The organism is Tenacibaculum sp. Mcav3-52, from assembly GCF_022347665.1.
Taxonomy (GTDB): Bacteria; Bacteroidota; Bacteroidia; order Flavobacteriales; family Flavobacteriaceae; genus Polaribacter; species Polaribacter mesophilus.
Map to the genome: position 1 here is coordinate 170065 of NZ_JAKRGE010000001.1, position 21808 is coordinate 191872.

25 protein-coding genes are annotated in these 21808 nt (G+C 31.4%); 9 read left to right on the plus strand and 16 right to left on the minus strand.

What is annotated here, in order from left to right:
• Nucleotides 1-93 precede the first annotated feature (93 nt).
• Nucleotides 94-2007: an OmpA family protein gene (locus MHM83_RS00815; protein WP_239178143.1), complete on the minus strand. Its 1914-nt coding sequence runs from the start codon at nt 2005-2007 to the stop codon at nt 94-96.
• A 52-nt stretch (nt 2008-2059) separates the two neighbouring features.
• Nucleotides 2060-2821 carry a TerB family tellurite resistance protein gene (locus tag MHM83_RS00820; protein ID WP_073182153.1) on the minus strand — a complete coding sequence of 254 codons (762 nt, stop codon included), beginning with the start codon at nt 2819-2821 and terminating at the stop codon, nt 2060-2062.
• Nucleotides 2822-2938: 117 nt separating this feature from the next.
• On the opposite strand from MHM83_RS00820, the gene MHM83_RS00825 reads away from it, so the two are divergent.
• A complete protein-coding gene (locus MHM83_RS00825) occupies nt 2939-3349 on the plus strand; it encodes a BrxA/BrxB family bacilliredoxin (protein ID WP_073182156.1) in 411 nt (136 codons plus the stop codon).
• A gap of 66 nt (nt 3350-3415) precedes the next feature.
• Here the strand turns inward: MHM83_RS00825 and MHM83_RS00830 are convergent, their stop codons facing one another.
• Genes MHM83_RS00830 through MHM83_RS00850 form a run of 5 tightly spaced genes read right to left on the minus strand, consistent with a single transcriptional unit; the run spans nt 3416 to nt 6467 of the window.
• A complete protein-coding gene (locus MHM83_RS00830; RefSeq protein ID WP_073182158.1) occupies nt 3416-3874 on the minus strand; it encodes a LexA family protein in 459 nt (152 codons plus the stop codon).
• A 25-nt stretch (nt 3875-3899) separates the two neighbouring features.
• Complete coding sequence (locus MHM83_RS00835; RefSeq protein WP_239178144.1) at nt 3900-5156, minus strand: Y-family DNA polymerase; 1257 nt, start codon at nt 5154-5156, stop codon at nt 3900-3902.
• Nucleotides 5157-5184: 28 nt separating this feature from the next.
• Nucleotides 5185-5391 carry a helix-turn-helix domain-containing protein gene (locus tag MHM83_RS00840; RefSeq protein ID WP_047789930.1) on the minus strand — a complete coding sequence of 69 codons (207 nt, stop codon included), beginning with the start codon at nt 5389-5391 and terminating at the stop codon, nt 5185-5187.
• A 2-nt stretch (nt 5392-5393) separates the two neighbouring features.
• The gene (locus MHM83_RS00845) at nt 5394-5897 is read right to left on the minus strand and encodes a DUF2975 domain-containing protein (protein ID WP_047789929.1); all 504 of its coding nucleotides are present in this window, start codon (nt 5895-5897) and stop codon (nt 5394-5396) included.
• A gap of 9 nt (nt 5898-5906) precedes the next feature.
• On the minus strand, nt 5907-6467 hold the full coding sequence (locus MHM83_RS00850) for a DUF2975 domain-containing protein (protein WP_239178145.1): 561 nt from the start codon (nt 6465-6467) through the stop codon (nt 5907-5909).
• A gap of 104 nt (nt 6468-6571) precedes the next feature.
• Between MHM83_RS00850 and MHM83_RS00855 the strand changes: the two genes are divergently transcribed.
• The 6 genes from MHM83_RS00855 (at nt 6572) to MHM83_RS00880 (ending at nt 11303) form a co-directional block, all read left to right on the plus strand.
• The gene (locus MHM83_RS00855) at nt 6572-7033 is read left to right on the plus strand and encodes an Lrp/AsnC ligand binding domain-containing protein (protein WP_047789927.1); all 462 of its coding nucleotides are present in this window, start codon (nt 6572-6574) and stop codon (nt 7031-7033) included.
• Between the two features lie 9 nt (nt 7034-7042).
• Nucleotides 7043-7624 (plus strand): HupE/UreJ family protein, encoded by a 582-nt coding sequence (locus MHM83_RS00860; protein WP_047789926.1) that lies wholly within the window; start codon nt 7043-7045, stop codon nt 7622-7624.
• A 65-nt stretch (nt 7625-7689) separates the two neighbouring features.
• Nucleotides 7690-8121, plus strand: coding sequence for a deoxycytidylate deaminase (locus MHM83_RS00865; RefSeq protein WP_047789925.1), 432 nt, complete (start codon nt 7690-7692; stop codon nt 8119-8121).
• Nucleotides 8108-9679: a S41 family peptidase gene (locus MHM83_RS00870; protein ID WP_239178146.1), complete on the plus strand. Its 1572-nt coding sequence runs from the start codon at nt 8108-8110 to the stop codon at nt 9677-9679. Before MHM83_RS00865 ends, MHM83_RS00870 begins: the two co-directional genes overlap by 14 nt.
• A 207-nt stretch (nt 9680-9886) precedes the next feature.
• Nucleotides 9887-10477, plus strand: a complete 591-nt coding sequence (locus MHM83_RS00875) for a TetR/AcrR family transcriptional regulator (protein WP_239178147.1) — start codon at nt 9887-9889, stop codon at nt 10475-10477.
• Nucleotides 10478-10547: 70 nt separating this feature from the next.
• The gene (locus MHM83_RS00880) at nt 10548-11303 is read left to right on the plus strand and encodes a nitrile hydratase (protein WP_239178148.1); all 756 of its coding nucleotides are present in this window, start codon (nt 10548-10550) and stop codon (nt 11301-11303) included.
• A 13-nt stretch (nt 11304-11316) separates the two neighbouring features.
• Here the strand turns inward: MHM83_RS00880 and MHM83_RS00885 are convergent, their stop codons facing one another.
• The 9 genes from MHM83_RS00885 to thiL form a co-directional block, all read right to left on the minus strand.
• A complete protein-coding gene (locus MHM83_RS00885; RefSeq protein WP_239178149.1) occupies nt 11317-11859 on the minus strand; it encodes an MOSC domain-containing protein in 543 nt (180 codons plus the stop codon).
• Nucleotides 11860-11868: 9 nt separating this feature from the next.
• Nucleotides 11869-13365, minus strand: coding sequence for a GH3 auxin-responsive promoter family protein (locus tag MHM83_RS00890; protein ID WP_239178150.1), 1497 nt, complete (start codon nt 13363-13365; stop codon nt 11869-11871).
• A gap of 13 nt (nt 13366-13378) precedes the next feature.
• Nucleotides 13379-14242 (minus strand): M23 family metallopeptidase, encoded by an 864-nt coding sequence (locus MHM83_RS00895; protein ID WP_047789919.1) that lies wholly within the window; start codon nt 14240-14242, stop codon nt 13379-13381.
• A 48-nt stretch (nt 14243-14290) separates the two neighbouring features.
• Nucleotides 14291-14875: a nicotinate (nicotinamide) nucleotide adenylyltransferase gene (nadD, locus tag MHM83_RS00900; protein WP_239178151.1), complete on the minus strand. Its 585-nt coding sequence runs from the start codon at nt 14873-14875 to the stop codon at nt 14291-14293.
• 24 nt (nt 14876-14899) lie between these two features.
• Nucleotides 14900-15502, minus strand: coding sequence for a guanylate kinase (gene gmk, locus MHM83_RS00905; protein ID WP_047789917.1), 603 nt, complete (start codon nt 15500-15502; stop codon nt 14900-14902).
• A 2-nt stretch (nt 15503-15504) separates the two neighbouring features.
• Nucleotides 15505-16371, minus strand: a complete 867-nt coding sequence (locus MHM83_RS00910) for a YicC/YloC family endoribonuclease (protein WP_231128374.1) — start codon at nt 16369-16371, stop codon at nt 15505-15507.
• A gap of 31 nt (nt 16372-16402) precedes the next feature.
• Nucleotides 16403-17302: a DMT family transporter gene (locus MHM83_RS00915; RefSeq protein ID WP_073182167.1), complete on the minus strand. Its 900-nt coding sequence runs from the start codon at nt 17300-17302 to the stop codon at nt 16403-16405.
• A 153-nt stretch (nt 17303-17455) separates the two neighbouring features.
• Entirely contained in the window at nt 17456-17926 is a 471-nt protein-coding gene (gene lysM / locus MHM83_RS00920; protein WP_047789914.1) for a peptidoglycan-binding protein LysM, read from the minus strand.
• Between the two features lie 157 nt (nt 17927-18083).
• Nucleotides 18084-19133: a thiamine-phosphate kinase gene (thiL, locus tag MHM83_RS00925; protein WP_047789913.1), complete on the minus strand. Its 1050-nt coding sequence runs from the start codon at nt 19131-19133 to the stop codon at nt 18084-18086.
• Between the two features lie 139 nt (nt 19134-19272).
• On the opposite strand from thiL, the gene MHM83_RS00930 reads away from it, so the two are divergent.
• Together MHM83_RS00930 and MHM83_RS00935 are read left to right on the plus strand one after the other, a co-directional pair.
• Entirely contained in the window at nt 19273-20481 is a 1209-nt protein-coding gene (locus MHM83_RS00930) for a choice-of-anchor B family protein (protein ID WP_082118666.1), read from the plus strand.
• Nucleotides 20482-21807 (plus strand): hypothetical protein, encoded by a 1326-nt coding sequence (locus tag MHM83_RS00935; RefSeq protein WP_167712892.1) that lies wholly within the window; start codon nt 20482-20484, stop codon nt 21805-21807.
• Nucleotide 21808: the final 1 nt, after the last annotated feature.

Consider the following 21808-nt stretch of genomic DNA (forward strand, 5'->3'; position numbering starts at 1 on the left):
CGAAATTACGTATTTTCTTGTAATTGTTGAATTTGAGATATAAAAAAACACCTCAAAATTGAGGTGTTTTTGATACTTTATAGGTTATAATTGTTATTTTTTAACTATATAAAAATAAGATCTTCTATTTTTTTGATGCTCTTTTGTAGAGCAGCTTGTTGTATCGTCACAATTATTTAATAGTTTTTCTTCCCCATAACCTACTGCTTTTTCTATTCTTTCTGAAGAAATCCCTCTAGAAACAATGTAAGCTTTTGTTGATTTTGCTCTTTTATCAGATAGCTTTTTATTGTATTCTTTCGATCCTCTACTATCTGTGTGTGATTCTATTCTAATTATCATTTCTGGGTGATTTTTCATTACCGAAACAATATGTTCTAACTCATATTCTGCATCTTTTCTTATTGTATGTTTATCAAAATCAAAATAAATAGGACTAATCACAATTTGATCTTCTATAATCAATGGTTTTAACGATAAATTTACTGTAACAAGCTGTTTATTTACATCAAGAGTTTGTAATTGTTTTGGGTAAGCTTTATAATCTTCTTTTTCTGCTATAACTGTAAATTTTTTCTCACAATCAACTTCAACAAACCTATAGTCTCCATTTTTTCCCGTTACTTGTTGTGCTTGAACCTTACCATTAGAATCAATTAATTTAACTGTTGCTCCTAATATTGGTTTATTGCTTTTTTCTTCTGATACTACACCTGTTATATCTTCTTTACAGTTATATAAAATAAAGCTATAAATGTCATCGTCTCCTTTTCCTCCTTTTCTATTAGAAGAGAAGAAACCTTTGTTCTTTTCATCGTCTATCACAAAAGCAAAATCGTCATACGATCCATTTATTGGAGCACCTAAATTATTTGGTTTTTGATAAGTACCTGAATTATTTTTTGATTCAAAAATATCAAGGGCACCTAAACCTAGATGTCCGTCTGAAGCAAAATACAAGGTATTATCTTTAGCGACGAAAGGAAACATTTCTCTTCCTTCAGTATTTATTTCTTTTCCCAAATTTACTGGTTCTCCGTAAGTGCTATTTTCTAAAAGTGCAACCTTGTATATATCTGTTTTCCCAAAACCATTTGGCATATCTGAAATAAAATACAATGTTTTCTCATCTGCGCTTAAAGTTGGATGTCCCGCAGAATAATTATCATTATTAAATGGAAGTTCCTTTATATTTCTCCACTCTCCATTTTCAAACTCTGCTTTATATATTTTAAGATATGCTATTTGATTATCTCCTCCTTCTAATTTCTTTCCATTGAAATTTGTTCTGGTAAAGTACATTGTTTTACCATCTGAAGTAATTACAGCATTGGATTCGTGATATTGTGAACTTAATGATGAAATTATTTCTTCTTTTTCTAAATCTATTAATTGTTTTTCTTCATTATAAACTTCATTTGCTTTGTAGATATTTAAATGCGGTTGATTGTTCCATTTATATAGTTTGTCATTTTCTCCAACAGGTTTTGTAGAGGCAAAATAAAGTTTATTATCATAGGTAAACCCACCAAAATCAGAATACTGAGTATTGACTGAGAGATTGGTTATATTTATAAATGTTTTCTTTTTTCCATTACTATATTTATTAAAATAACCTTCATTTTTCTCTAAAGCTTGCCCTCTTGAGTCATTCTCTTTAATTTCACTAAACTTTAAAAGCCATTTATCAGACTCTTTAATTTTTCCATTACTTTTTAAAGATTGTGCATATCTAAAAAAATATTCTGGCTCTGTAATACTCTCATAGTTTTCCATTAAAATTTTATACCATTTCTCTGCTTCTAAAAACTCTGAGTTATAATAATGAGAGTCTCCTAAACGACTAACAATTTCGTACGAATTATTTCCTTTATCATAAATTTTCTCATATAGTTCTGCTGCCTTTTTATAAGCAAAAACTTCAAAATATTTGTCGGCTGTGTATTTTCTTTGCCCTAAGCAAATTCCACTAAGAAAAATAAATATTACTACTAACTGTTTCCCCATGTCTCTTATCTTTTGTAGTTAAATAACACTAAAATAATTATCTTTTTTTATTCTAGCTTATTCCTCGCTCTTTTTTTATCTGTTCATAAGCTGCTTGTATTTTTTGGAATTTTTCTTTAGCTCCTTTTTTATGTTCTTCTCCTAAATTTTGAAGTTTATCTGGATGGTATTTTTTTGCCATTCTTCGATATGCTTTCTTTACCTCATCGTTAGTGGATTCTTTTGTTATTTCAAGCATTTTATAAGCACTATCAGATTCGTCATAAAACATTGCCTTTATTGAAGAATAATCATATTCGTTAATATACAAGTAACTTGCTATCTTTCTAATCTCTTCTTCCTCTACACTAGTTACTTGTCCATCTGCTTTTGCTATTCCGAATAAAAAATGTAGTAACTGTAATCGTGTAGCATGTGACATATACTGACGTATTTGTAAACAAACTTGTCGCGTAGATACTTGTTTCTTAATAATACCGTTGAATAATTTAAACGCATGATTTGCTCGTTCTTTACCATACATTTTCACAAAATACATACGAACATAGTCCAGTTCACGCCTATCTATTTTTCCGTCAGATTTAATAACTACCGAAGCTAATATTAACAAGCTTATTTCAAAATCTCCTGATGTAGCTCTTCCTCTTCTTGGTTGTCCCCCTGTCTTTTTTTGATATTCTTGCTGTTCTTGTACAAAATCTTCTACAGAAATTCCATCAATAAGACTTCCTACAGCAAACCCTATAATAGCTCCTATTGGACCTCCTAATGTAAAACCGGCTCCTGCTCCAAGCCATTTTGCAAATTTTCCCATTGTTTGTTTTTTAGAGGCCACAAAGATAAAACATTACCAATCTATCTACCATACTTATTTCGGGTTGATTGTTGGCACTAAAAGAAGTATCTTTGCCTTAAATTTTAATTCAAAAATATGTATCCAGAAGAATTAGTAAAACCAATGCGCGATCAATTAATTGATGCTGGTTTTGAAGCTTTATATACTGCTGAAGATGTTGACAATGCTTTAGCCAAAGAAGGAACTACGTTAGTAATGGTAAACTCTGTTTGTGGATGTGCTGCTGGTACAGCAAGACCAGGTGCTATCGCTTCTTTAGGAGCAGATAAGACTCCTACTAACTTAACTACTGTATTTGCAGGTGTAGAAAAAGAATCTACAGCGAAGGCAAGAGAATACATGATTCCTTTCCCTCCATCATCACCTGCAATTGCTTTGTTTAAAGATGGTAATTTAGTGCACATGTTAGAACGTCATCATATCGAGGGGCGCTCTGCACAAGCTATTGCTCAAAATTTAGCAGCTGCTTATGACGAATTTTGTTAATCTTTTTAAACAAAAGGTTTCAAAACAAAAAACAACTAAAAAATCCAGTAATTTTACTGGATTTTTTTATACTTTCTTAATTACATTAGTTACAACTCCCCAAATAATAAAATTATTTTCTTCTGTAATTTTTATGATTGGGTAGTCTGGATTTTCAGGCTGCAACCAAACTTCACTTCCTTCAACTCTTAATCGTTTTACCGTAAACTCTCCATCTAAAAAGCAAACCGCTATCTTATTATTTGTTGGCGGAATACTTCTATCAATTACCAGTAAATCATTATCATCTAAACCTGCACCAATCATCGACTGACCACTTACTCGTGCAAAAAAAGTGGCTTCTTTATTTCTAATAAGTTCTTCATCTAATGAAATACGCGTTTCCCTGAAATCATCAGCAGGAGAAGGAAAGCCCGCAGAAATACCTGTATCCATAAAGATAGCTCCCTCGCTTTCATTTAACTCTTTTGGTAAGAAAAAAGTCAATGCTTCTGATGCTTTTACTGGTTTTAATTTTCGTAACATCTTATTATTTGTTATTTAACTAAGCTTATTTTACTTTAATAATATCGTTAATATTTGTAGTATATTTTGGTGATAATCGCTCTTGACGCATCTTCCAAGTACGTTGTAAATCTTGGTTTGCTAATTTAACCTTATCTGCTTTATAAGTCTGATTAATTTTATCTATTACACTCATTAAAGAAGCATGCTTCGGGTCTTCCTTTGCAAACATATCTAATTGATAATTGTCTGAAGGCACCAACCCTGTTACAATTACTCCTGCTCTTTTATACTTTATTCCCTCCTTAAAAATAGTAGTTACAGCTTGTACTGCACTTTTACTTATTGTTAATGTAGAGTTTGTCGGATATGGAAGTACAATAGTTTTACTTGCTCGATGTTGTTTAGTCTCTTTTTTATGATAATCACTACGCAATAATACTATTACCATATGGCAACTTGAGTTTTGCTTACGTAATTTTTCTGCACAACTTACAGCAAACGTTGAGATTCTTTCTTTAATATTATCTAGATCCGAAAATGTATATTCAAAACTTCGGGTTGTTGCTATTGCTTTTTTGTTAGTAGGCTCATCTAGTTGTATTTTAGGATCTCCTTCTAAATCTTTTTTCAACTTCCAACCTGTAATCGATAAATTTTTCAGCACCCAATCGTCATTTAACTGTGTAAAATCATACGCTTTTATACATCCTTTAGCTTGTAGTCTTTTTTGTATACCTCTTCCAATTCCCCAAACACTTTCTATAGAAGTCCATTTTAATGCTTTAACCCTTTTTTCTTCGGAATCAATCACACACACTCCACCTGTTTCTTTCAAGAATTTTCGAGCAATTTTATTAGCTACTTTACTCAATGCTTTTGTTGGTGCAATTCCTACACAAGTTGGAATACCCGTCCATTGTAAAATTCTACTTCTTATTTCAGTTCCGTAAGAATTAAAATTATATTCATTAAAACCTTTGAATTGTAAAAATGCTTCATCAATAGAGTATACTTCCACATCTGGAGAAAATTGTTCTAAAATTTTCATCACTCTAGCGCTCATATCACCATACAACGGATAATTTGACGATAGCACTGAGATATTATTGTTTTTACAAAACTGATCCCACTTAAAAATTGGAGCTCCAAATGGAAGTTGCAAGTCTTTTGCTTCGTCACTCATTGAAATAACACACCCATCGTTATTACTTAAAATAGCCACAGGTTTTCCTTGCAAATTCGGATTAAAAACCCGTTCGCAAGAAGCATAAAAGTTATTACAATCTACCAACGCATACATAACTGTAAAGGTACAGAATCTTCTGTTTTTACTCCTCTACAAATTCTAAAATATCTGCGGGTTGACAATCTAATGCTTTACAAATAGCTTCTAATGTTGAAAAACGAATCGCTTTAGCTTTTCCTGATTTTAAGATGGACAGGTTTGCAGTAGTAATTCCTACAATTTCTGCCAATTCTTTACTTTTCATCTTTCGTTTGGCAAGCATTACATCTAGGTTTACAATAATTGGCATACTTATATGGTTAAATCGTTTTCTTGTTTTAATTCTTTTGAAACTCTAAATACCTCTGAAAGCACCAAAAAGAAAAGTCCAAAACAGATACTTAAATAATGAGCTCCAATTCCAAAATCAAAATTTATAGTTGATGTTGTTGTTAGCTTTAAACCAATTCTAGCAACAATCATCAAAATACCTGAGATAAGTAATAAATTTCCTGTTCCCTTTAAGTTTGTAATTACTTTATCTGAAAACATCTTAGTTCTAACAAATTCTGTTAACACTACTCTAAATTTATAAATTGCATTATAAACTAGTACATACACCAATAAAAAAATCGCTACAAATACTTTTGAAATTATACTTGTGCCTACATTAAAGTCTAACCCCATAATTTTAAAATTGCCTTGTTCTGTTACAAAAAATATAAGAGGAATACCTATAGCAAGAAAAGGAACCATAAGACTATATACAATAAAAATCAAGTCTATTAAGCTTTTTAAAATTTTTAATTTTCTCATAATTATTTTTTAGATGGTTAAATCGTTTTCTTCTTTCAGTACATTTCCTTTTCCCACAATGAAAGAAATAAATTGCACAAATAATGCTATAACAAATATTGGTAGTACTTTATTTATTGAAGCCCCTACCGTATACCCAAATATATATCCACTACTATAAGCTGGGTCTGAACCTGAGCTTAAAGTTGAACCACCTTCAATTATTAAACCTAGTACTGTTGTAAAACACAAGACTATAATTCCGTAAATAATTAACCCTTTTCCCACTTTTCGTAGTCGGTCACTATTCTCCTTTGTAAAAACACTATTTTTTGAAAAATTAAAAATTACTTTTCTAAATTCAACAAGTAAAAACATCACATACCCCATTAATACTAAAGCTGTCAGAGACAAAAAATAATAATATTCATCGCTCCAGTTTTCTGGAATTGTCAATTTAAATATCTTCGTTTTACTTCCTCCATAAATGGTATAATGAACTATCTTATAAAATATTTCAAAAAGTTTTACACCTACACTAATTACCAATAGTGTACAAAATACTTTTAAAATGTTTAATGTTGATTTCATATTCAATTTTGTTATTTTGATGATGGTTCAAATATAATAAAATTACCGAAAAACAATAATTTATTATTTTTTATTGGTAATTAAACTTTCCTTATTTTTGTTTTATGGTTAGAAAATTAAAAATTGACGGAATTGATAAAATAATTATTAAACGTCTTGTAAAAGATGCTCGTACACCTATTTTAAGTATTGCCCGAGAAGTAGGTATATCTGGTGCTGCCATTCATCAACGATTAAGAAAGTTAGACGAATCGGATTTAATTGATGGTTACAAAATGATATTAAATCCAAAAGCATTAGGCTATACCACTACCGCTTTTGTTGGTGTATTTTTAGATTCTTCTAGCCTATACTCTTCTGCAATTAAACGTTTAAAAGAAATTCCTGAGATCGTAGAAAGTCATTACACTACAGGTAACTATGCTATTTTCATTAAAATACTGTGTAAAAACAACGAAGACTTAATGCATTTGTTAAATAAGGATATTCAAACCATAAAAGGAGTTTCAAGAACCGAAACTTTTATATCTTTAGACCAACAAATAGATCGACAAATAAAAATTTAAAAACCCCTAATGAACGATTTTATCTTCTACTTTAAAATGGGCTTGTTTCATGTATTAGACTTTAAAGCCTATGACCATATTTTATTCTTAATTGTATTAGCTGTTGTGTATCAATTTAAACAGTGGACAAAAGTTTTATGGTTAATTACTTTGTTTACTATTGGACACTCAATAACTCTAGCGCTTTCAGCATACGGAATTTTAAATGTACGAGCAGATTTAATTGAGTTTTTAATTCCGTTAACTATTTTTATTACGGGATTAATGAATGTATTAACCGCAAAAAAAGCATCGGTAGGAAAAGAAAACCAAAATTTATTTTTTGCTTTGTTTTTCGGGTTAATTCACGGACTTGGTTTTTCTAACTATTTTAAAATTATGATTGGAAAAACTTCTGATAAATTTTTACCTTTATTAGAATTTGCCTTAGGTGTAGAAGTAGCACAAATTATTATTGTATTAGGTATTTTACTAATTGGAGCACTAGTGCAATCAATCTTTAGTGTAAATCGTCGTGATTGGATTTTAATCATGTCATCAATCGTAATTGGTTTTGCTTTACAAATGATGTTTGACCGTGTTTTTTGGTAAAAAATTAACGCCTAACTAACACAAATCTAACTACCTTAGCTTATCTAAGAAAAATCGTACTGAAAATTTTGAAGAAAAAACAATTAAAATATGACATTGCCTATTTAAAAATGGCAAATGAATGGGGACAACTTTCACACTGTATTCGTAAAAAAGTAGGCGCCTTAATTGTTAAAGATCGAATGATTATTTCTGATGGTTATAATGGTACTCCTTCTGGTTTTGAAAATTATTGTGAAGACGAAGAAGGGTACACCAAATGGTATGTGTTGCATGCCGAAGCCAATGCTATTTTAAAAGTAGCTTCTTCTACACAATCATGCAAAGGAGCTACTTTATATATTACACTTTCTCCTTGCCAACAATGCAGTAAATTAATACATCAAGCAGGAATAAAACGTGTAGTATATGCACAAGCATACAAAGACCGATCAGGATTAGATTTTTTAGAGAAAGCGGGTGTTGAACTGACTTATTTACCTTATGAACAAGAATAATTTACCTATATATTTATCTATTGCAGTTATTTTCGGTATTCTTATTGGGACCTTTTTTAGCAACGGAAAATCAAGCAATCTTATTGGGAAAAGCTCATCAAGTGAACGAAAAATAAAGCGTTTAATTGACTACATTCAAAGTGATTATGTTGATGCTGTTAACACAGATGATTTATTAGATGGAGCCATTGCAGAGATGTTAGGTAAATTAGATCCTCATTCAGTATACATTCCTAAAGAAAACTTACAATTGGTTACCGAAAACATGCAAGGTAATTTTGTAGGAATAGGTGTTCAATTTCGTATGATTGGTGATACTATTACCGTTATAGAACCTATTAAAGGAGGACCAAGTATTGAAGCAGGAATTAAAGCAGGTGATAGAATTTTACTTGCAGACAAGGATACACTCTATGGGAAAAAACTGCAAACTTCCCAAATAATGAAAGCTTTAAAAGGAAAGCCAAACACTAAAGTTGATTTGCAAATTTATAGAAAGACCAATGATAGTATTTTTAACATTACTATTAATCGTGGTAAAGTAAATATTAAAAGTGTTGATATTGCTTACATGTTAAACGATAGTATTGGCTATATAAAACTAGATCGTTTTGCACGTAACACCTATATTGAGTTTAAATCTTCTCTAAACAAATTACTTACAAAAGGAATGACTGATTTGGTCTTAGATCTTCGCGGAAATGGTGGTGGTTTTATTGATATTGCTAATGATATTGTTGACGAATTCTTAGAAGATGAAAAACTGATTGTATTTACAAAAAATAACAAAGGTGATATTGTAAAATCTTTCGCTACTGATAAAGGTGATTTTGAGCACGGTGGGTTATATGTACTAATTGATGAAAACTCCGCTTCTGCTTCTGAAATTGTAGCTGGTGCCTTGCAAGATAATGATAAAGGTATTATTATTGGACGTCGTTCTTTTGGAAAAGGGCTAGTACAGCAAGAAATGGACTTAGGAGATGGTTCTGCGGTTCGATTAACTACGGCTAGGTATTATACTCCAACAGGGCGTTCTATTCAAAAGCCTTATAAAAAAGACGCAGATTCTGAAGAATATAGTCATGATTTTGAACATCGACTAGAAAATGGGGAGTTATTTACCAAAGACAGTATTAAAACTATTGATAGTTTGAAGTATACGACTCCTAAAGGTAAAGTAGTATATGGTGGCGGTGGAATTATTCCTGATTATTTTGTAGCGGTAGATACCTCAGCTTATATTCCTACAATTTTCTTCCGTCCTTTAAATGATTTCGCTTTTTCATATGTAGATGATAATCGTAAAAAACTCGCTTCATTAACCGTTGAGGATTTTATTAATGATTTTGATAAAGACAATAAGATTTCTAATAAATTCTTAGCAGAACTCAAAGATTTTAGACTTCCTGAAAGAACAAAAAATCAACTTCGCAATAACTTAAAAGTATTGATAGCTCGTGAACTTTTTAGTGACGAAGGTTTATACAAAGTAGATCAGCGAGATGATAAAATGCTGCAAAAAGTATTTGAGTTAGAACAAAAGCAAAATGAATAAGAAAATATTTAAAGTAATCATAACGCTTTTTATAATAGTGTTGACTTTTAAATTCTTCAGTTTTATTACTGAGAACTTCATACACGGATGGAATACTCCTAACTAAAACTTCTTTTTAACCTAAATTGTAGTCTTTACACTACTTTGTTATATACATAATAGTAAATTTGTGCTGTATGTAAATTAATAAAGAGCAAGCTACAACAAATGAAGAAATCTGCGAACACCAGAGCAACTATTTTACAACAAGCTTTTGAACTTATTTATAAGAAAGGATATCAATCTACAAGTATTGATGAAATTATAGCGAATACTAAAGTAACAAAAGGTGCTTTTTATTATCATTTTAAAAATAAAAAGCAAATGGGAATTGCTGTTATTAAAGAGGTAATACAATCCAAAACCATTGATTTTTCTGTAAGTTTTCTTTCTTCTTCTACCAGTTTACATGATTCTTTATATACAATGATTGAAGAATTACTTTTACAAAATTCTTTTTTAACCATAGAATATGGTTGTCCTCTAGCTAACTTAATTCAAGAAATGTCGCCTTTAGACAATGATTTTAAAGAAGCTCTTGATGAAGCAAAGTCATTATGGACAAATGCTATTGCTACTTCTATTACCAAAGAACAGCAAAATAATACTTTTAACTCAAGTATTAATGCTGAAGAAGTTGCTGATTTTATTATAGCTAGCTATTGGGGAGCTAGAGCTTTAGGAAAATTAAGTAACAAGACAGATACTTACACCCATCATTTAAATCAATTAAAACTTTACTTAACTACTTTAAAATAATCTTAAGCTTAAAAAACATACCAGTTAGTATGTTTTTGTTTTATCTTTGCTTTGTTCTAAAAAACAAGCAATGCAAATACATAATAATTATAGTCCATCTGTACTCAACAGAAAAGAAATCCAACAGTTTAAAAAGCTTTTAATTACCTCAAAATTAAAAGAGAGTTTCACTAAAACATTATATAAAATCGGTATTAAATCTAAAATAAAGTTTGATCTTGATACTATAAAAATTCCTGACTCTAAGCTATCTAAACTAGCTTTAGAAGAAGCAAATGATTTATGTAACCCTATATTACTTTACCATTCTTATAGAACCTTTTTTTGGTCTGCTGGTATTGCTCTTTCAGAAAAACTACACTATGATGAAGAGTCACTATTTGTTTCCTCAATACTACATGATATTGGTTTAACAGATACCCACAACCATGTGTGCAGTAAACAATGTTTTGCCAATTACGGAGGCTCTTTCGCAAATGAATTTGTGAAGAAAAACGATAGTGAAGATAAAGCTTCCACTATTAAAACTGCTATTGATATGCACTTATACCCTACTGTCGACAAGAAGAAGTTTGGTAACGAAGCTTACCTACTTTCAAAAGGTACAGCTATGGATGTAATTGGTTCACACTATTTTCAAGTTCCAACTTCTTTTATTAAAGAAGTTCATAAAACATATCATAGAAATGGTTTTAAGGAAGATATTATTGAAACTATGGAAACATTAAACCATAAAGAAAATACTAGAGCCGATATTTTATATAAAATGGGATTTGCCTCTATGGCTTCAAAAAATATTTTAGATTCTAAAAAATTTATTTTTTAGAGGTAAACTTAGCTTACCTCTTAGTCTTATATACCTCTTCGATGGTTGGATTTTGAGGGCAGCTTTTTATTTGCTCAAACTTATCACCTGACTTTACATAACCTGTTTGCAATATTTTAAAGTAAACTCCTGGTATGTTTTGTTGCCAAAATTGTTTTACGATTTTCATATCATTAAAACGCACTCCTAGCTTCATGCATGGTTGACGTGGTTTAGTTACTTCAATAATAACCTCTCCTACTTTAAAAGTATCTCCCACGTGCAATTGACTTTCCTCTAAATCTGAAACAGTCAGATTTTCACCAAACATTCCATGTTTCCAATCTAAACTTGGGTATAACTCTTTCCAATATGCATAATGCTTCTCTGAATAGGCATAAACTGCTTGATCTATTCCTCCATGATGTTCTCTATCACAAATAGCATCATCTTTTACTTTTTCAACATCTAAAAAGATAGGTTTCTCAACAGGAAACTTAAAAATACCTGTAGTAACAGTTTTTCCTTTCCAATCGATTTCTTTTCTTTCTCCAATGTTAGTGGCTACAATTTTCATTTTACTTTTTTATTCAATTAAAAAATTCTGCAATACATCCGCAATTTTTCGGTTGTCTGATAATTGTGGAATCTTATTCTGACCTCCAAACTTTCCTATGGATTTCATATATTCATGGAAACCTCCTTTTTTCACTTTTCTAATGATAAGAGGACGTAAAATTTTACCTTCAATTAAATCGAAATAATATACATTCTGCTCTTGCATCGATGTATCTATTTTAGATGCTAACTCATCCAAATTCTCAGGTTCATTTTCAAACTCAATAAACCACTCATGATATGGTAATCCACTTTCAGGATTTACTTGCGGTGCTACTGTAAACTCGCTTACATTCACATCAGTTCCTTTTATAGCATCATTCAACGCTTTTTCTACCTCTTTCCCTATTACATGCTCACCAAAAGCAGAAATAAAGTGTTTTATACGTCCTGTTACTTTTATTCTGTAGGGTTTTAAAGAAGTAAATTCTACAGTATCGCCAATATTATACCCCCATAAACCCGCCGAGGTGTTTAAAATAATAACATAATTCACCCCTAATTGAACGTTTTTTAATGATATTCTTTTTGGATTCTCATCAAAAAATTCATTTGCTGGAATAAATTCATAAAACATTCCTGAGTTTAACTGCAACAACATTCCTTTTTCGGTTTGTGAATCTTGATATGCAATAAACCCCTCAGATGCTGGATACAATTCTACATAGTCTATTTTTTTCCCAATTAACGCTTCAAACTTGTTCTTGTATGGTTCAAAATTCACACCTCCATACACAAAGAAATTGAAGTTTGGGAAAATTTCGGAAACTGTCTTTCCAGTTTTCTCTATCAATCGTTCAAAATACATTTGTACCCATGATGGAATTCCGCTAATTACCGTCATGTTTTCTGGTAAGGTTTCTTCAACTACTTTATCTACTTTGGTATCCCAATCTTCAATACAGTTGGTTTCCCAACTTGGTAAACGATTTTTTAAGAGATAATTTGGAACATAATGCGCTGCTATTCCACTTAACCGCCCTAGTTTCACGCCGTTTTTATCTTCTAAAACTGGACTTCCCTGTAAAAAAATCATCTTCCCATCAACAAAGCTAGCATCGTTTATTTCTGTGATATAAAACAACAAAGCATTTCGAGCTGCTTTAATATGTGTGGGCATAGATTCTTTACTTATAGGAATATATTTGGCTCCTGAAGTAGTTCCTGAAGTTTTGGCAAAATACAAGGGCTTTCCTTTCCACAAAACATTCTCTTCTCCTGCTACAACTCTATCTACATAACTACGTAAACCTTCATAGTCGTTAATAGGCACTCTTTTTTTAAAGTCTTCGTAATTGTTGATTGATACAAAATCATGATCTTTTCCAAATGCTGTTTTACATCCTTCTGTAACCAAATATTGAAAAACTTTTTCTTGTGTTTTATGTGGGTTGTTTGCCCATTTATATACTTGTTTACGGACAATTTTTGCAAATGGAATTGCTAATATTGATTTTATACTCATGTTCTTTTTCTATTTACTGAAAATCTATATAGTTTGTTGGGTTAACAGGAAATCCATTATTCCACAACTCAAAATGTAAATGAGGTCCGGTAGTTAATTCTCCTGTGGAACCTACACTTGCTATTGCTTCTCCAGACTTTACGACGTCTCCTTGTTGTTTTAACAAAGTTCCGTTATGTTTATATACTGATATAAATTCGTTAGAATGTTGTATCGTTATTACATACCCTGTTTCTGCTGTCCATTCTGCTAAAATAACTGTACCGTCGGCTACGGCTTTTACAGGCGTGCCAGTTTTAGCTACAATATCGATCGCATAATGTTTGTCATTAACGTCGAATGGTTGTGATATGTTTCCTGTTAAAGGTGAAAAGAATACATTTTTAACTCTATTTGCCCCTCCGTTATGCAAAGGAAATAAGTCTTTGCTCTCTACTTTTTCTCTAAATAAAGAATCCTCCTTTGATGCTTGTAATTTACTTTCATCAAAAGCTATTGTTTTCATTTCTTTTGTTATAGAGTCTATCTTTTCAGGCTCAATTTGACCTGTTAAAACTGGCTTTAAAGCTTTAGTGTAACTTTCAATAACTGACAATCTAGTTTTTAAAGAATCTGCTTCATATGTTAATCTGGTAGCTTTTCTTTTTAAGGCTGTTGATGAATACCCTGGTATATATTCACGTATACCCGTAAAAGCAATTAACAAAGTGGTGAGTACTATAAGAAGTATAGAAAACACTCCTCCAAATACAAAAACATTTAATCGTGATAGCTTTAAAGAAAATCGTTCTTGAAACGTATCTTCATTAATTATTACTAGACGATACTTATCGGTAAGTTTCTGTTTAAGTTTTCGTTTTTTTTTATTTTTTGCCACGTTTTATACTTGTTTGGATTTCAAATATACAACGAAAAAACGGCGAAACTATTTTTTATAAAAATTCATCTCATCAATATACTTCCAAACCTTTTGAGACAACAAAGGTTTACAGTTTTTTTCTTCTTTTATGGCTTTGCGAATTATGGTTGAAGAAATTTCTATTATTGGAGCTTCAACTCTATGAATTTTTTTGTGATTTTTAAACTGGCTTTCAACAATTCCTTCAGAAACCCTAGGATAAACATAAATATTATAATCTTCTAAAATTGCCTCATAGTTTTTCCATTTATGCAAACTTTTCAGGTTGTCTTCTCCCATAATTAGGCTAAAGTTATAACTAGGGTGTTTTTCAGAAATATGTGCTAAGGTATTTATAGTATAATTTGGTTGAGGAAGCCTAAACTCTATATCTGATGGTTGAATCTTCTCATATTCTTCTGTAGCCAAATATACCATATCTAAACGATGATGGTTATCTAACAGTGAGCTTTTCTTTTTAAAAGGGTTATGAGGCGTAACCACCATCCAAATTTCATCTAAATCAGAATACTCAACCATATGATTGGCTATAATTAAATGCCCAATATGAATTGGATTAAAAGTTCCGAAGTATAATCCGATATTTTTCATATTTATAGATACTAGACTTATTCTTTATCCGTTTTTCACTTTCTTTTTTATTCCTAAAAAATCATCTACTAAATCTTCCGCTTCTTGTAATGCTACAGGTAAGTCGTAGTTTTTAATGATTTTATCAAACTGTGGTGCTGTTGCTAATTCTACCGAAGCTTTAGCAATACGCATGTTAATCTTGTCTTCGCTTTCGGTACTTCTTTTCTTTAAACGAATTTTTAGCTCATCAACACTTGGTGGCTTTACAAACACAGCTAAGGTTTCTTCTGGAAATTTCTTCTTAATACGTAAACCTCCAACAACATCAATATCAAAAATTACATGTTTTCCTTGCGCCCAAATTCGTTCAACTTCTGTTTTTAACGTTCCATAAAAGTTATCACGATACACTTCTTCCCACTCTAAAAACTCGTCATTTTTTATTTTTTGCTTGAATTCTTTTGCAGAGATAAAATAATAATCTTTTCCATCAACTTCTTCTCCTCTTGGAGCTCTTGAAGTAGCTGAGATTGAAAACTCCAAATTAAAACGTTCTTTTGCCAACAAATGACGTACAATAGTAGTTTTACCTGAACCTGATGGTGCTGAAAACACAAATAATTTCCCTTTAAACTCTTTCGACATTTTTATAAAACGTTTAAAATTTGTTCTTTTATTTTTTCTAACTCGTCTTTCATTTGGATGACTAATTTTTGCATTGGTGCAAAATTAGCTTTTGATCCTGTTGTGTTGATTTCTCTTCCGATTTCTTGTACGATAAATCCTAATTTTTTTCCATTGGAATCTTCTGTTGCTAATTGCTGTAAAAAATACTCTAAGTGATTAGCTAAACGTACTTTTTCTTCGTTAATATCTAACTTTTCTAAATAATAAATCAGCTCTTGTTCAAAACGATTTTCATCAACCTCAACTTTTAAATCTGTTAATGCTTTTTGTAAGCGTTCTTTAACATGCTCTATTCTATCACCATCTAACTTTTTAACTTCTTCTAAAGCAGATTGAATATTTAGTATTCTTGTTTTAAAATCTTCTTCTAACGATTTTGCTTCGTCAGTTCTATATTGAATAATTTCTTTTAAAGCTTCGTCAATATGAGTATCTATTTGCTTCCACTCTTCTTCATCTAACTCTTCACGCTCTGTTTTTAAAGCATCTGGCATTCTAACAGCCATTTTCATTAACTCAACATCATCTGAAGTTCCTACTTGAGTTACATTTCTTAATTGCTGCATGTACTCTCGTACCACACCTGTATTCACCGTAGTTGAAGTTTCATCTGCAGTCATTTCCACATAAATAGAAAAATCCACTTTACCTCTTACCAAGTTACTTGCTAGTTTTTTTCGAACATTGAGTTCTTTTTCTCTGTAATATGAAGGAATTCTAGTATTTAAATCTAAGTTTTTACTGTTTAAAGATTTAATTTCGATTGTTACTTTTTTAGAGGGTAAATGTAGTACGGATTTACCGTAACCCGTCATTGACTGTATCATAACTTCGGTTTAATAATCCGCAAAGATACGTTTATTTATTGGGAGTTTCTGTTGGACGTTTGGTTACCAAAAATACTCCTAAAAAGATTAATAATGCAGCTCCTATTTTAACCAAATCTAAATGATCACTACCTACAATCAATGCGTAAATAGCTGCTACCACAGGTTGTAAATACATAAAAACACTTACTGTGGTTGGTTTTAATTTTGATAATGCAAATAAGTTAAACAAGTAAGTAATACAAGTAGTGAATAATACTACAAAACCTACTTTTAAGAAAATTGAAACAGGCATTGTTTGCCACTGTACCTCTAACAGTTCAGAAAAACCAAAAGGTAGTACCATTATCAATCCAAAAAGATATAACCACTTAACAAAAACAATAGGGTTGTATTTTGCTATTAGTTTTTTTACAACCACCAAATACATACCATACGATGCTGCATTAATGAATACTAAAAAGTTTCCTAGCACCATATTAGTTGCATCTCCTTTAAGTGGATTCCCGTAAGCTATTAAAATTATGGCTCCTACCATACCAACTATAACTCCTGCTATTTTTCTTAAAACTAATTTCTCTTTTAAAAGAATACTAGCAAAAATTAATACTAAAATAGGAGTAGTTACCATCATAACTGATGCATTGATTGGTGTGGTATAACTTAACCCTTTAAAAAACGTAAGCATATTGAAAGCAATGCCAAAAAAAGCTGCCATCGCTACTTTTTTATAATCTGCTTTCTCAATAGATGGTGCTTTTACAAAAAGTCCTAACAGCCAAAAAATCATAGTAGCCCCACCAACACGAAGCAATATAAAACCAAATGGTTGAATATATCCCTCCATCACTTCTTTAGCTACTGTAAATGTAACCCCGTAAATAAGTGTTGCGATTGAAGCTGCTGTAAGTGCTAACGCTCTTTGATTCATTTTTATGGTTTTAAAAACAGGTGCAAATATGATGATAATTTTATTCTTTTTTACTACTATTTTACCTCATACCAATCTTTAAATATCACTTTTACTTAAACTAAAAAAGCACTGCAAATGCAGTGCTTTTCCCTTTGGCTGATTAACTTTTGATTAGTCCACTAAAGGTGGTATTCTTAATACTTGTCCTGGATAAATTTTATCAGGGTGTGTTAACATTGGTTTATTTGCTTCGAAAATTACTGGATACTTCATAGCATCTCCATAAAATTCTTTTGCAATTTTACTTAATGAGTCTCCACTTACTACAGTGTGAAATTGTGCCATAGCAGCTTCTTCGATAACTTCAACTTCTTTAACGGTCATATTGTCTTCTACAGAAGCAATCCCCTCCGTATTACCCACTACTAAAACTACTTTTTCTTTAGTAGCTAAATCTGCTGCTTCTCCTGTTACTGTGGCCTTATCATCTTCCACATTAACAGCTAAGTTTTCAACAGAAAGCTCTAATTTATTTACTGCATCTACTAATTTTGCAGCTTTCTCTGTAGCTTCTTCTTCAGTTGTTTTCCCGATACCGAATACTTTTGCCCCGGCATTTTTAATAAATGAAAAAATTCCCATTCTCTTTTTTGATTTTTTGTTAATATTCTTTTTACTGTCTGACTAATATACAATTTTTATACCAAAACTCGTATTCCAAAATAATTAAAAAAAAGCCTCTTTAAAACTAAAAAAGCACCCAAACATGGATGCTTAACCTATTATATCTTGTTCTCCTCTACTCTTTATTAAAAGAATTCCAACCTTGTGCTTTTAATTCAATTTCTTGGTTTGCACGTGTTACTAAGTTTATCCCTTCATTTTCTTCAGTAATATGACCTATAACTGTTAAATTAGGATTTCCTTTTATTTTATCATAATCAGCAATAGAAACCGTAAATAACAACTCATAATCTTCTCCTCCACTTAAAGCTATCATCGTACTATCCATATTAAATTCTTCAGAAGTAGAAATAACCTGTGGGTCTAATGGTAATTTATCTTCATATATTTTACATCCTGTTTTACTTTGCGTACAGATATGCATAATTTCAGAAGATAATCCATCAGAAATATCAATCATCGAAGTTGGCTTTACCTCTAATTCTTCTAATAACTTAGGAATGTCTTTACGTGCTTCTGGTTTTAATTGACGTTCGATTATATAAGTATACTTATCCAAATCTGGCTGATTTTGAGGATTCACTTGAAACACTTGTTTTTCACGTTCTAATACTTGTAACCCTAAATATGCTCCTCCTAAATCTCCCGAAACTACAATTAAGTCAGTAGGTTTAGCCCCATTTCTATAAACAATTTTCTCTTTATTAGCAGTACCAATAGCTGTAACAGAAATTAATATTCCTCTTGTTGAAGATGTAGTATCTCCTCCCACTAAGTCTACCTTATATGTATCGCATGCTAGTTGTATTCCTGCATATAATTCCTCAATAGCTTCTAACGGAAAACGATTAGATACAGCGATAGATACGGTTATTTGTTCCGCATTAGCATTCATTGCATAAACATCTGATAAATTAACCATTACCGCTTTGTACCCTAAATGCTTTAAAGGCATGTAACTCAAGTCAAAATGCACTCCTTCAACCAATAAATCAGTTGTAATTACAGTTTCTTTATCCGATGTATTAATCACAGCTGCATCATCTCCAACCCCTTTCACAGTTGAAGAATGATACATTTTAAAATGTTTTGTTAAATGGTTTATTAACCCAAACTCTCCTAGCTCAGCTAACGAAGTTCTTTCTTGATTTTTATCTTCTAACATGCTGCAAAGATAACGACTAACAAACAAAAAGAAGTATTCTGCTTAAGCTAATCTATACAAAATAAAAATAGGGTTTTGCTATTTTTATATGTTATATAAATAGTTAATTACTTAATTTAGTGATTTTAAACCCCAATTTATGGAAAACTTTAAAACCTTATTCGTTTTAGTTGGAATGCTGTTTTTAGCTTCTTGCACATCCTCTTCTAGCGAAACTCCAATAAAAACCAATAAAACTGCGTGCTCTAATGGAAAAGCAGGAATTTATTCTTGTGATGGCTATGATTTACTATTAAACATACCTCTAAGCACATTTGATGCTGTTAGCGGAAGTGACTGTTGGGGATGGACAGATCCAACAACCAACAAAGAATACGCTATTATGTGTGTAGATAATGGAACTACTTTTGTTGATATTACCGATACAGAAAACCCTATTTATTTAGGCAAACTTCCAACTGCAACTACGAGTAAAAGTTGGTGGGATGTGAAGGTATATAACAACCATGCTTTTATTGTTAGTGAGGCTACAAATCATGGTATGCAAGTATTTGACTTAACAAAACTTAGAAATATTACAAACCCTCCAAAAACGTTTGTAGCTGACAAGCATTTTACTGGTTTTGGTAGCGCACACAACATTGTTATTAATGAAAATTCAGGATACGCATACCCTGTGGGTACAAATAGATCTGGAACATATAGAGGAGGTCCTTTATTTATCAATATACAAAATCCTCTAAATCCAATAAATGAAGGTGGATGGGGAATGGACAATTATAGTCATGATGCACAAGTGGTAACCTACAATGGACCAGACACAAATTACATAGGTAAAGAAATACTAATAGGAAGTAATGAAAATGAGGTCGTAATTGTTGACATTACTGATAAAGCAAACCCTGTAAACATTTCTAAAGTTTCATATGCAAACGTTGGTTATACACATCAAGGTTGGTTTACTGAAAATCAAAAATATTTTATTTTAGGAGACGAGTTAGATGAACAAAATTTCGGTCACAATACAAGGACTATTGTTTTTGATTTTTCTGATTTAGAGAACCCTAAACAACACTTTATATACACAGGACCTACTTCGGCAATTGATCATAATGGATATATTAAAGGAAGTACTTTTTATTTAGCAAACTATAATGCTGGTGTACGTTTTATTGACATTTCAAATATAGAGAGTAAAACTATTACCGAAACAAATTTCTTTGATACACACCCTGAAAATGATAATGCTGATTTTAATGGTGTTTGGAGCGTATACCCCTACTTTAAAAGCGGAAAAATTGTGGTAAGCGACATTAATAGAGGTTTATTTATCCTTAAAAAACAATAAATGCTTAAAAAACTCCCATTATTAATTTTCTTATTAATTATTTACAGCTGTAATAAAGATGATGGTATACAACTTAATTCTACAACCAAAATCCCTAAAGTTAGTTTGGTTCAAACTTTGGGCGGTTCTATAAATGAAAGCGGTAGAAGTGTAATTAGCACTACTGATGGAGGCTATATTATAGCTGGTTATACTCAAAGTATTGATGGAGATATAGAAACCACTAAAAATATAATTCAATACGACTTTTGGATTTTAAAGTTTGACTCCAATGATAACCTTATATGGCAAAAAACCTATGGCGGTTCAAAAGATGACAAAGCATCTAAAATTATTAAAACAAAAGATAATGGTTTTGCTATTGTAGGTTACGGAAAAAGTGATGATGGAGATGTAAATACAAACGAAGGGTTTGATGACGTTTGGGTATTAAAACTAGACAACAACGGCACAATAGTATGGAAAAAAACTACTGGTTTTTCTGGAGCTGACCAAGGTTTTTCAATTATTCAAACTTCTGACGGAGGTTATTTTGTTGGAAGTATTCTAGATGTTACAGCATCTGGAGGCTTAGGTAATTCAAAACAAGCAGCCAAACATGCCGGTGGAGACTATTGGGGAGTTAAACTCAATATTAACGGAGATATTGAATGGAGAAAATACTTTGGAGGCACAAATACTGATACTTGTTACGACGTAGCAGAAGCAGCTGACGGCTATTTATTAATTGGTTCTTCAGACAGTAATGATGTAGATATAAAAAACAACAAGGGCTCTTATGACTTTTGGGTTGTTAAGATTAATAAAAGTGGAAATTTACTTTGGGAAAAATCTTTTGGTGGTACAGAAATTGATGAAGCTAGAGCAATAACAAAAACCAATGATGGAAACTTCATTATAGTAGGAGATACACGTAGCTCTAATCAAGACATTTCTCAAAATAATGGTGGTGCCGATTTATGGGTTGTAAAAATAACAAGTCAAGGAGCATTGCTTTGGCAAAAGAACTATGGCGGTTCGAGTTTTGATGTTGGCAGATCGATTAAAAAAACATTGAACGGAGATTTTTTAATCTCTGGAAGTTCAAGAAGCGCTGACAACAATTTCATCAATAAAGGTCAAAATGACGCATTGATTATGAAAATTGATACAGATGGAAATCTATTATGGCAAAAAACCGTTGGAGGAACAGAAATAGATTTTTGCTACGATGCTGTAGAATTAACAAATGGTAGTATTATAGCTGTAGGCGATAGTAGCAGCAATAACCAAGATATAACAACAAACAAGGGGTTTTCAGACCTACTAATTATCAAACTAAAATAAT

What these genes read in the sequence shown, in the direction of transcription:
- MHM83_RS00875 (WP_239178147.1), top strand. Translation starts at nt 9,887, where the DNA reads ATGAAGAAATCTGCGAACACCAGAGCAACTATTTTACAACAAGCTTTT.
- MHM83_RS00860 (WP_047789926.1), top strand. Translation starts at nt 7,043, where the DNA reads ATGAACGATTTTATCTTCTACTTTAAAATGGGCTTGTTTCATGTATTA.
- MHM83_RS00880 (WP_239178148.1), top strand. Translation starts at nt 10,548, where the DNA reads ATGCAAATACATAATAATTATAGTCCATCTGTACTCAACAGAAAAGAA.
- MHM83_RS00835 (WP_239178144.1), bottom strand. Translation starts at nt 5,156, where the DNA reads ATGTATGCGTTGGTAGATTGTAATAACTTTTATGCTTCTTGCGAACGG.
- MHM83_RS00845 (WP_047789929.1), bottom strand. Translation starts at nt 5,897, where the DNA reads ATGAGAAAATTAAAAATTTTAAAAAGCTTAATAGACTTGATTTTTATT.
- MHM83_RS00820 (WP_073182153.1), bottom strand. Translation starts at nt 2,821, where the DNA reads ATGGGAAAATTTGCAAAATGGCTTGGAGCAGGAGCCGGTTTTACATTA.
- MHM83_RS00850 (WP_239178145.1), bottom strand. Translation starts at nt 6,467, where the DNA reads ATGAAATCAACATTAAACATTTTAAAAGTATTTTGTACACTATTGGTA.
- MHM83_RS00815 (WP_239178143.1), bottom strand. Translation starts at nt 2,007, where the DNA reads ATGGGGAAACAGTTAGTAGTAATATTTATTTTTCTTAGTGGAATTTGC.
- thiL (WP_047789913.1), bottom strand. Translation starts at nt 19,133, where the DNA reads ATGTTAGAAGATAAAAATCAAGAAAGAACTTCGTTAGCTGAGCTAGGA.
- gmk (WP_047789917.1), bottom strand. Translation starts at nt 15,502, where the DNA reads ATGTCGAAAGAGTTTAAAGGGAAATTATTTGTGTTTTCAGCACCATCA.
- MHM83_RS00930 (WP_082118666.1), top strand. Translation starts at nt 19,273, where the DNA reads ATGGAAAACTTTAAAACCTTATTCGTTTTAGTTGGAATGCTGTTTTTA.
- MHM83_RS00870 (WP_239178146.1), top strand. Translation starts at nt 8,108, where the DNA reads ATGAACAAGAATAATTTACCTATATATTTATCTATTGCAGTTATTTTC.
- MHM83_RS00935 (WP_167712892.1), top strand. Translation starts at nt 20,482, where the DNA reads ATGCTTAAAAAACTCCCATTATTAATTTTCTTATTAATTATTTACAGC.
- MHM83_RS00910 (WP_231128374.1), bottom strand. Translation starts at nt 16,371, where the DNA reads ATGATACAGTCAATGACGGGTTACGGTAAATCCGTACTACATTTACCC.
- MHM83_RS00890 (WP_239178150.1), bottom strand. Translation starts at nt 13,365, where the DNA reads ATGAGTATAAAATCAATATTAGCAATTCCATTTGCAAAAATTGTCCGT.
- MHM83_RS00830 (WP_073182158.1), bottom strand. Translation starts at nt 3,874, where the DNA reads ATGTTACGAAAATTAAAACCAGTAAAAGCATCAGAAGCATTGACTTTT.
- MHM83_RS00840 (WP_047789930.1), bottom strand. Translation starts at nt 5,391, where the DNA reads ATGCCAATTATTGTAAACCTAGATGTAATGCTTGCCAAACGAAAGATG.
- MHM83_RS00915 (WP_073182167.1), bottom strand. Translation starts at nt 17,302, where the DNA reads ATGAATCAAAGAGCGTTAGCACTTACAGCAGCTTCAATCGCAACACTT.
- lysM (WP_047789914.1), bottom strand. Translation starts at nt 17,926, where the DNA reads ATGGGAATTTTTTCATTTATTAAAAATGCCGGGGCAAAAGTATTCGGT.
- MHM83_RS00825 (WP_073182156.1), top strand. Translation starts at nt 2,939, where the DNA reads ATGTATCCAGAAGAATTAGTAAAACCAATGCGCGATCAATTAATTGAT.
- MHM83_RS00885 (WP_239178149.1), bottom strand. Translation starts at nt 11,859, where the DNA reads ATGAAAATTGTAGCCACTAACATTGGAGAAAGAAAAGAAATCGATTGG.
- nadD (WP_239178151.1), bottom strand. Translation starts at nt 14,875, where the DNA reads ATGAAAAATATCGGATTATACTTCGGAACTTTTAATCCAATTCATATT.
- MHM83_RS00855 (WP_047789927.1), top strand. Translation starts at nt 6,572, where the DNA reads ATGGTTAGAAAATTAAAAATTGACGGAATTGATAAAATAATTATTAAA.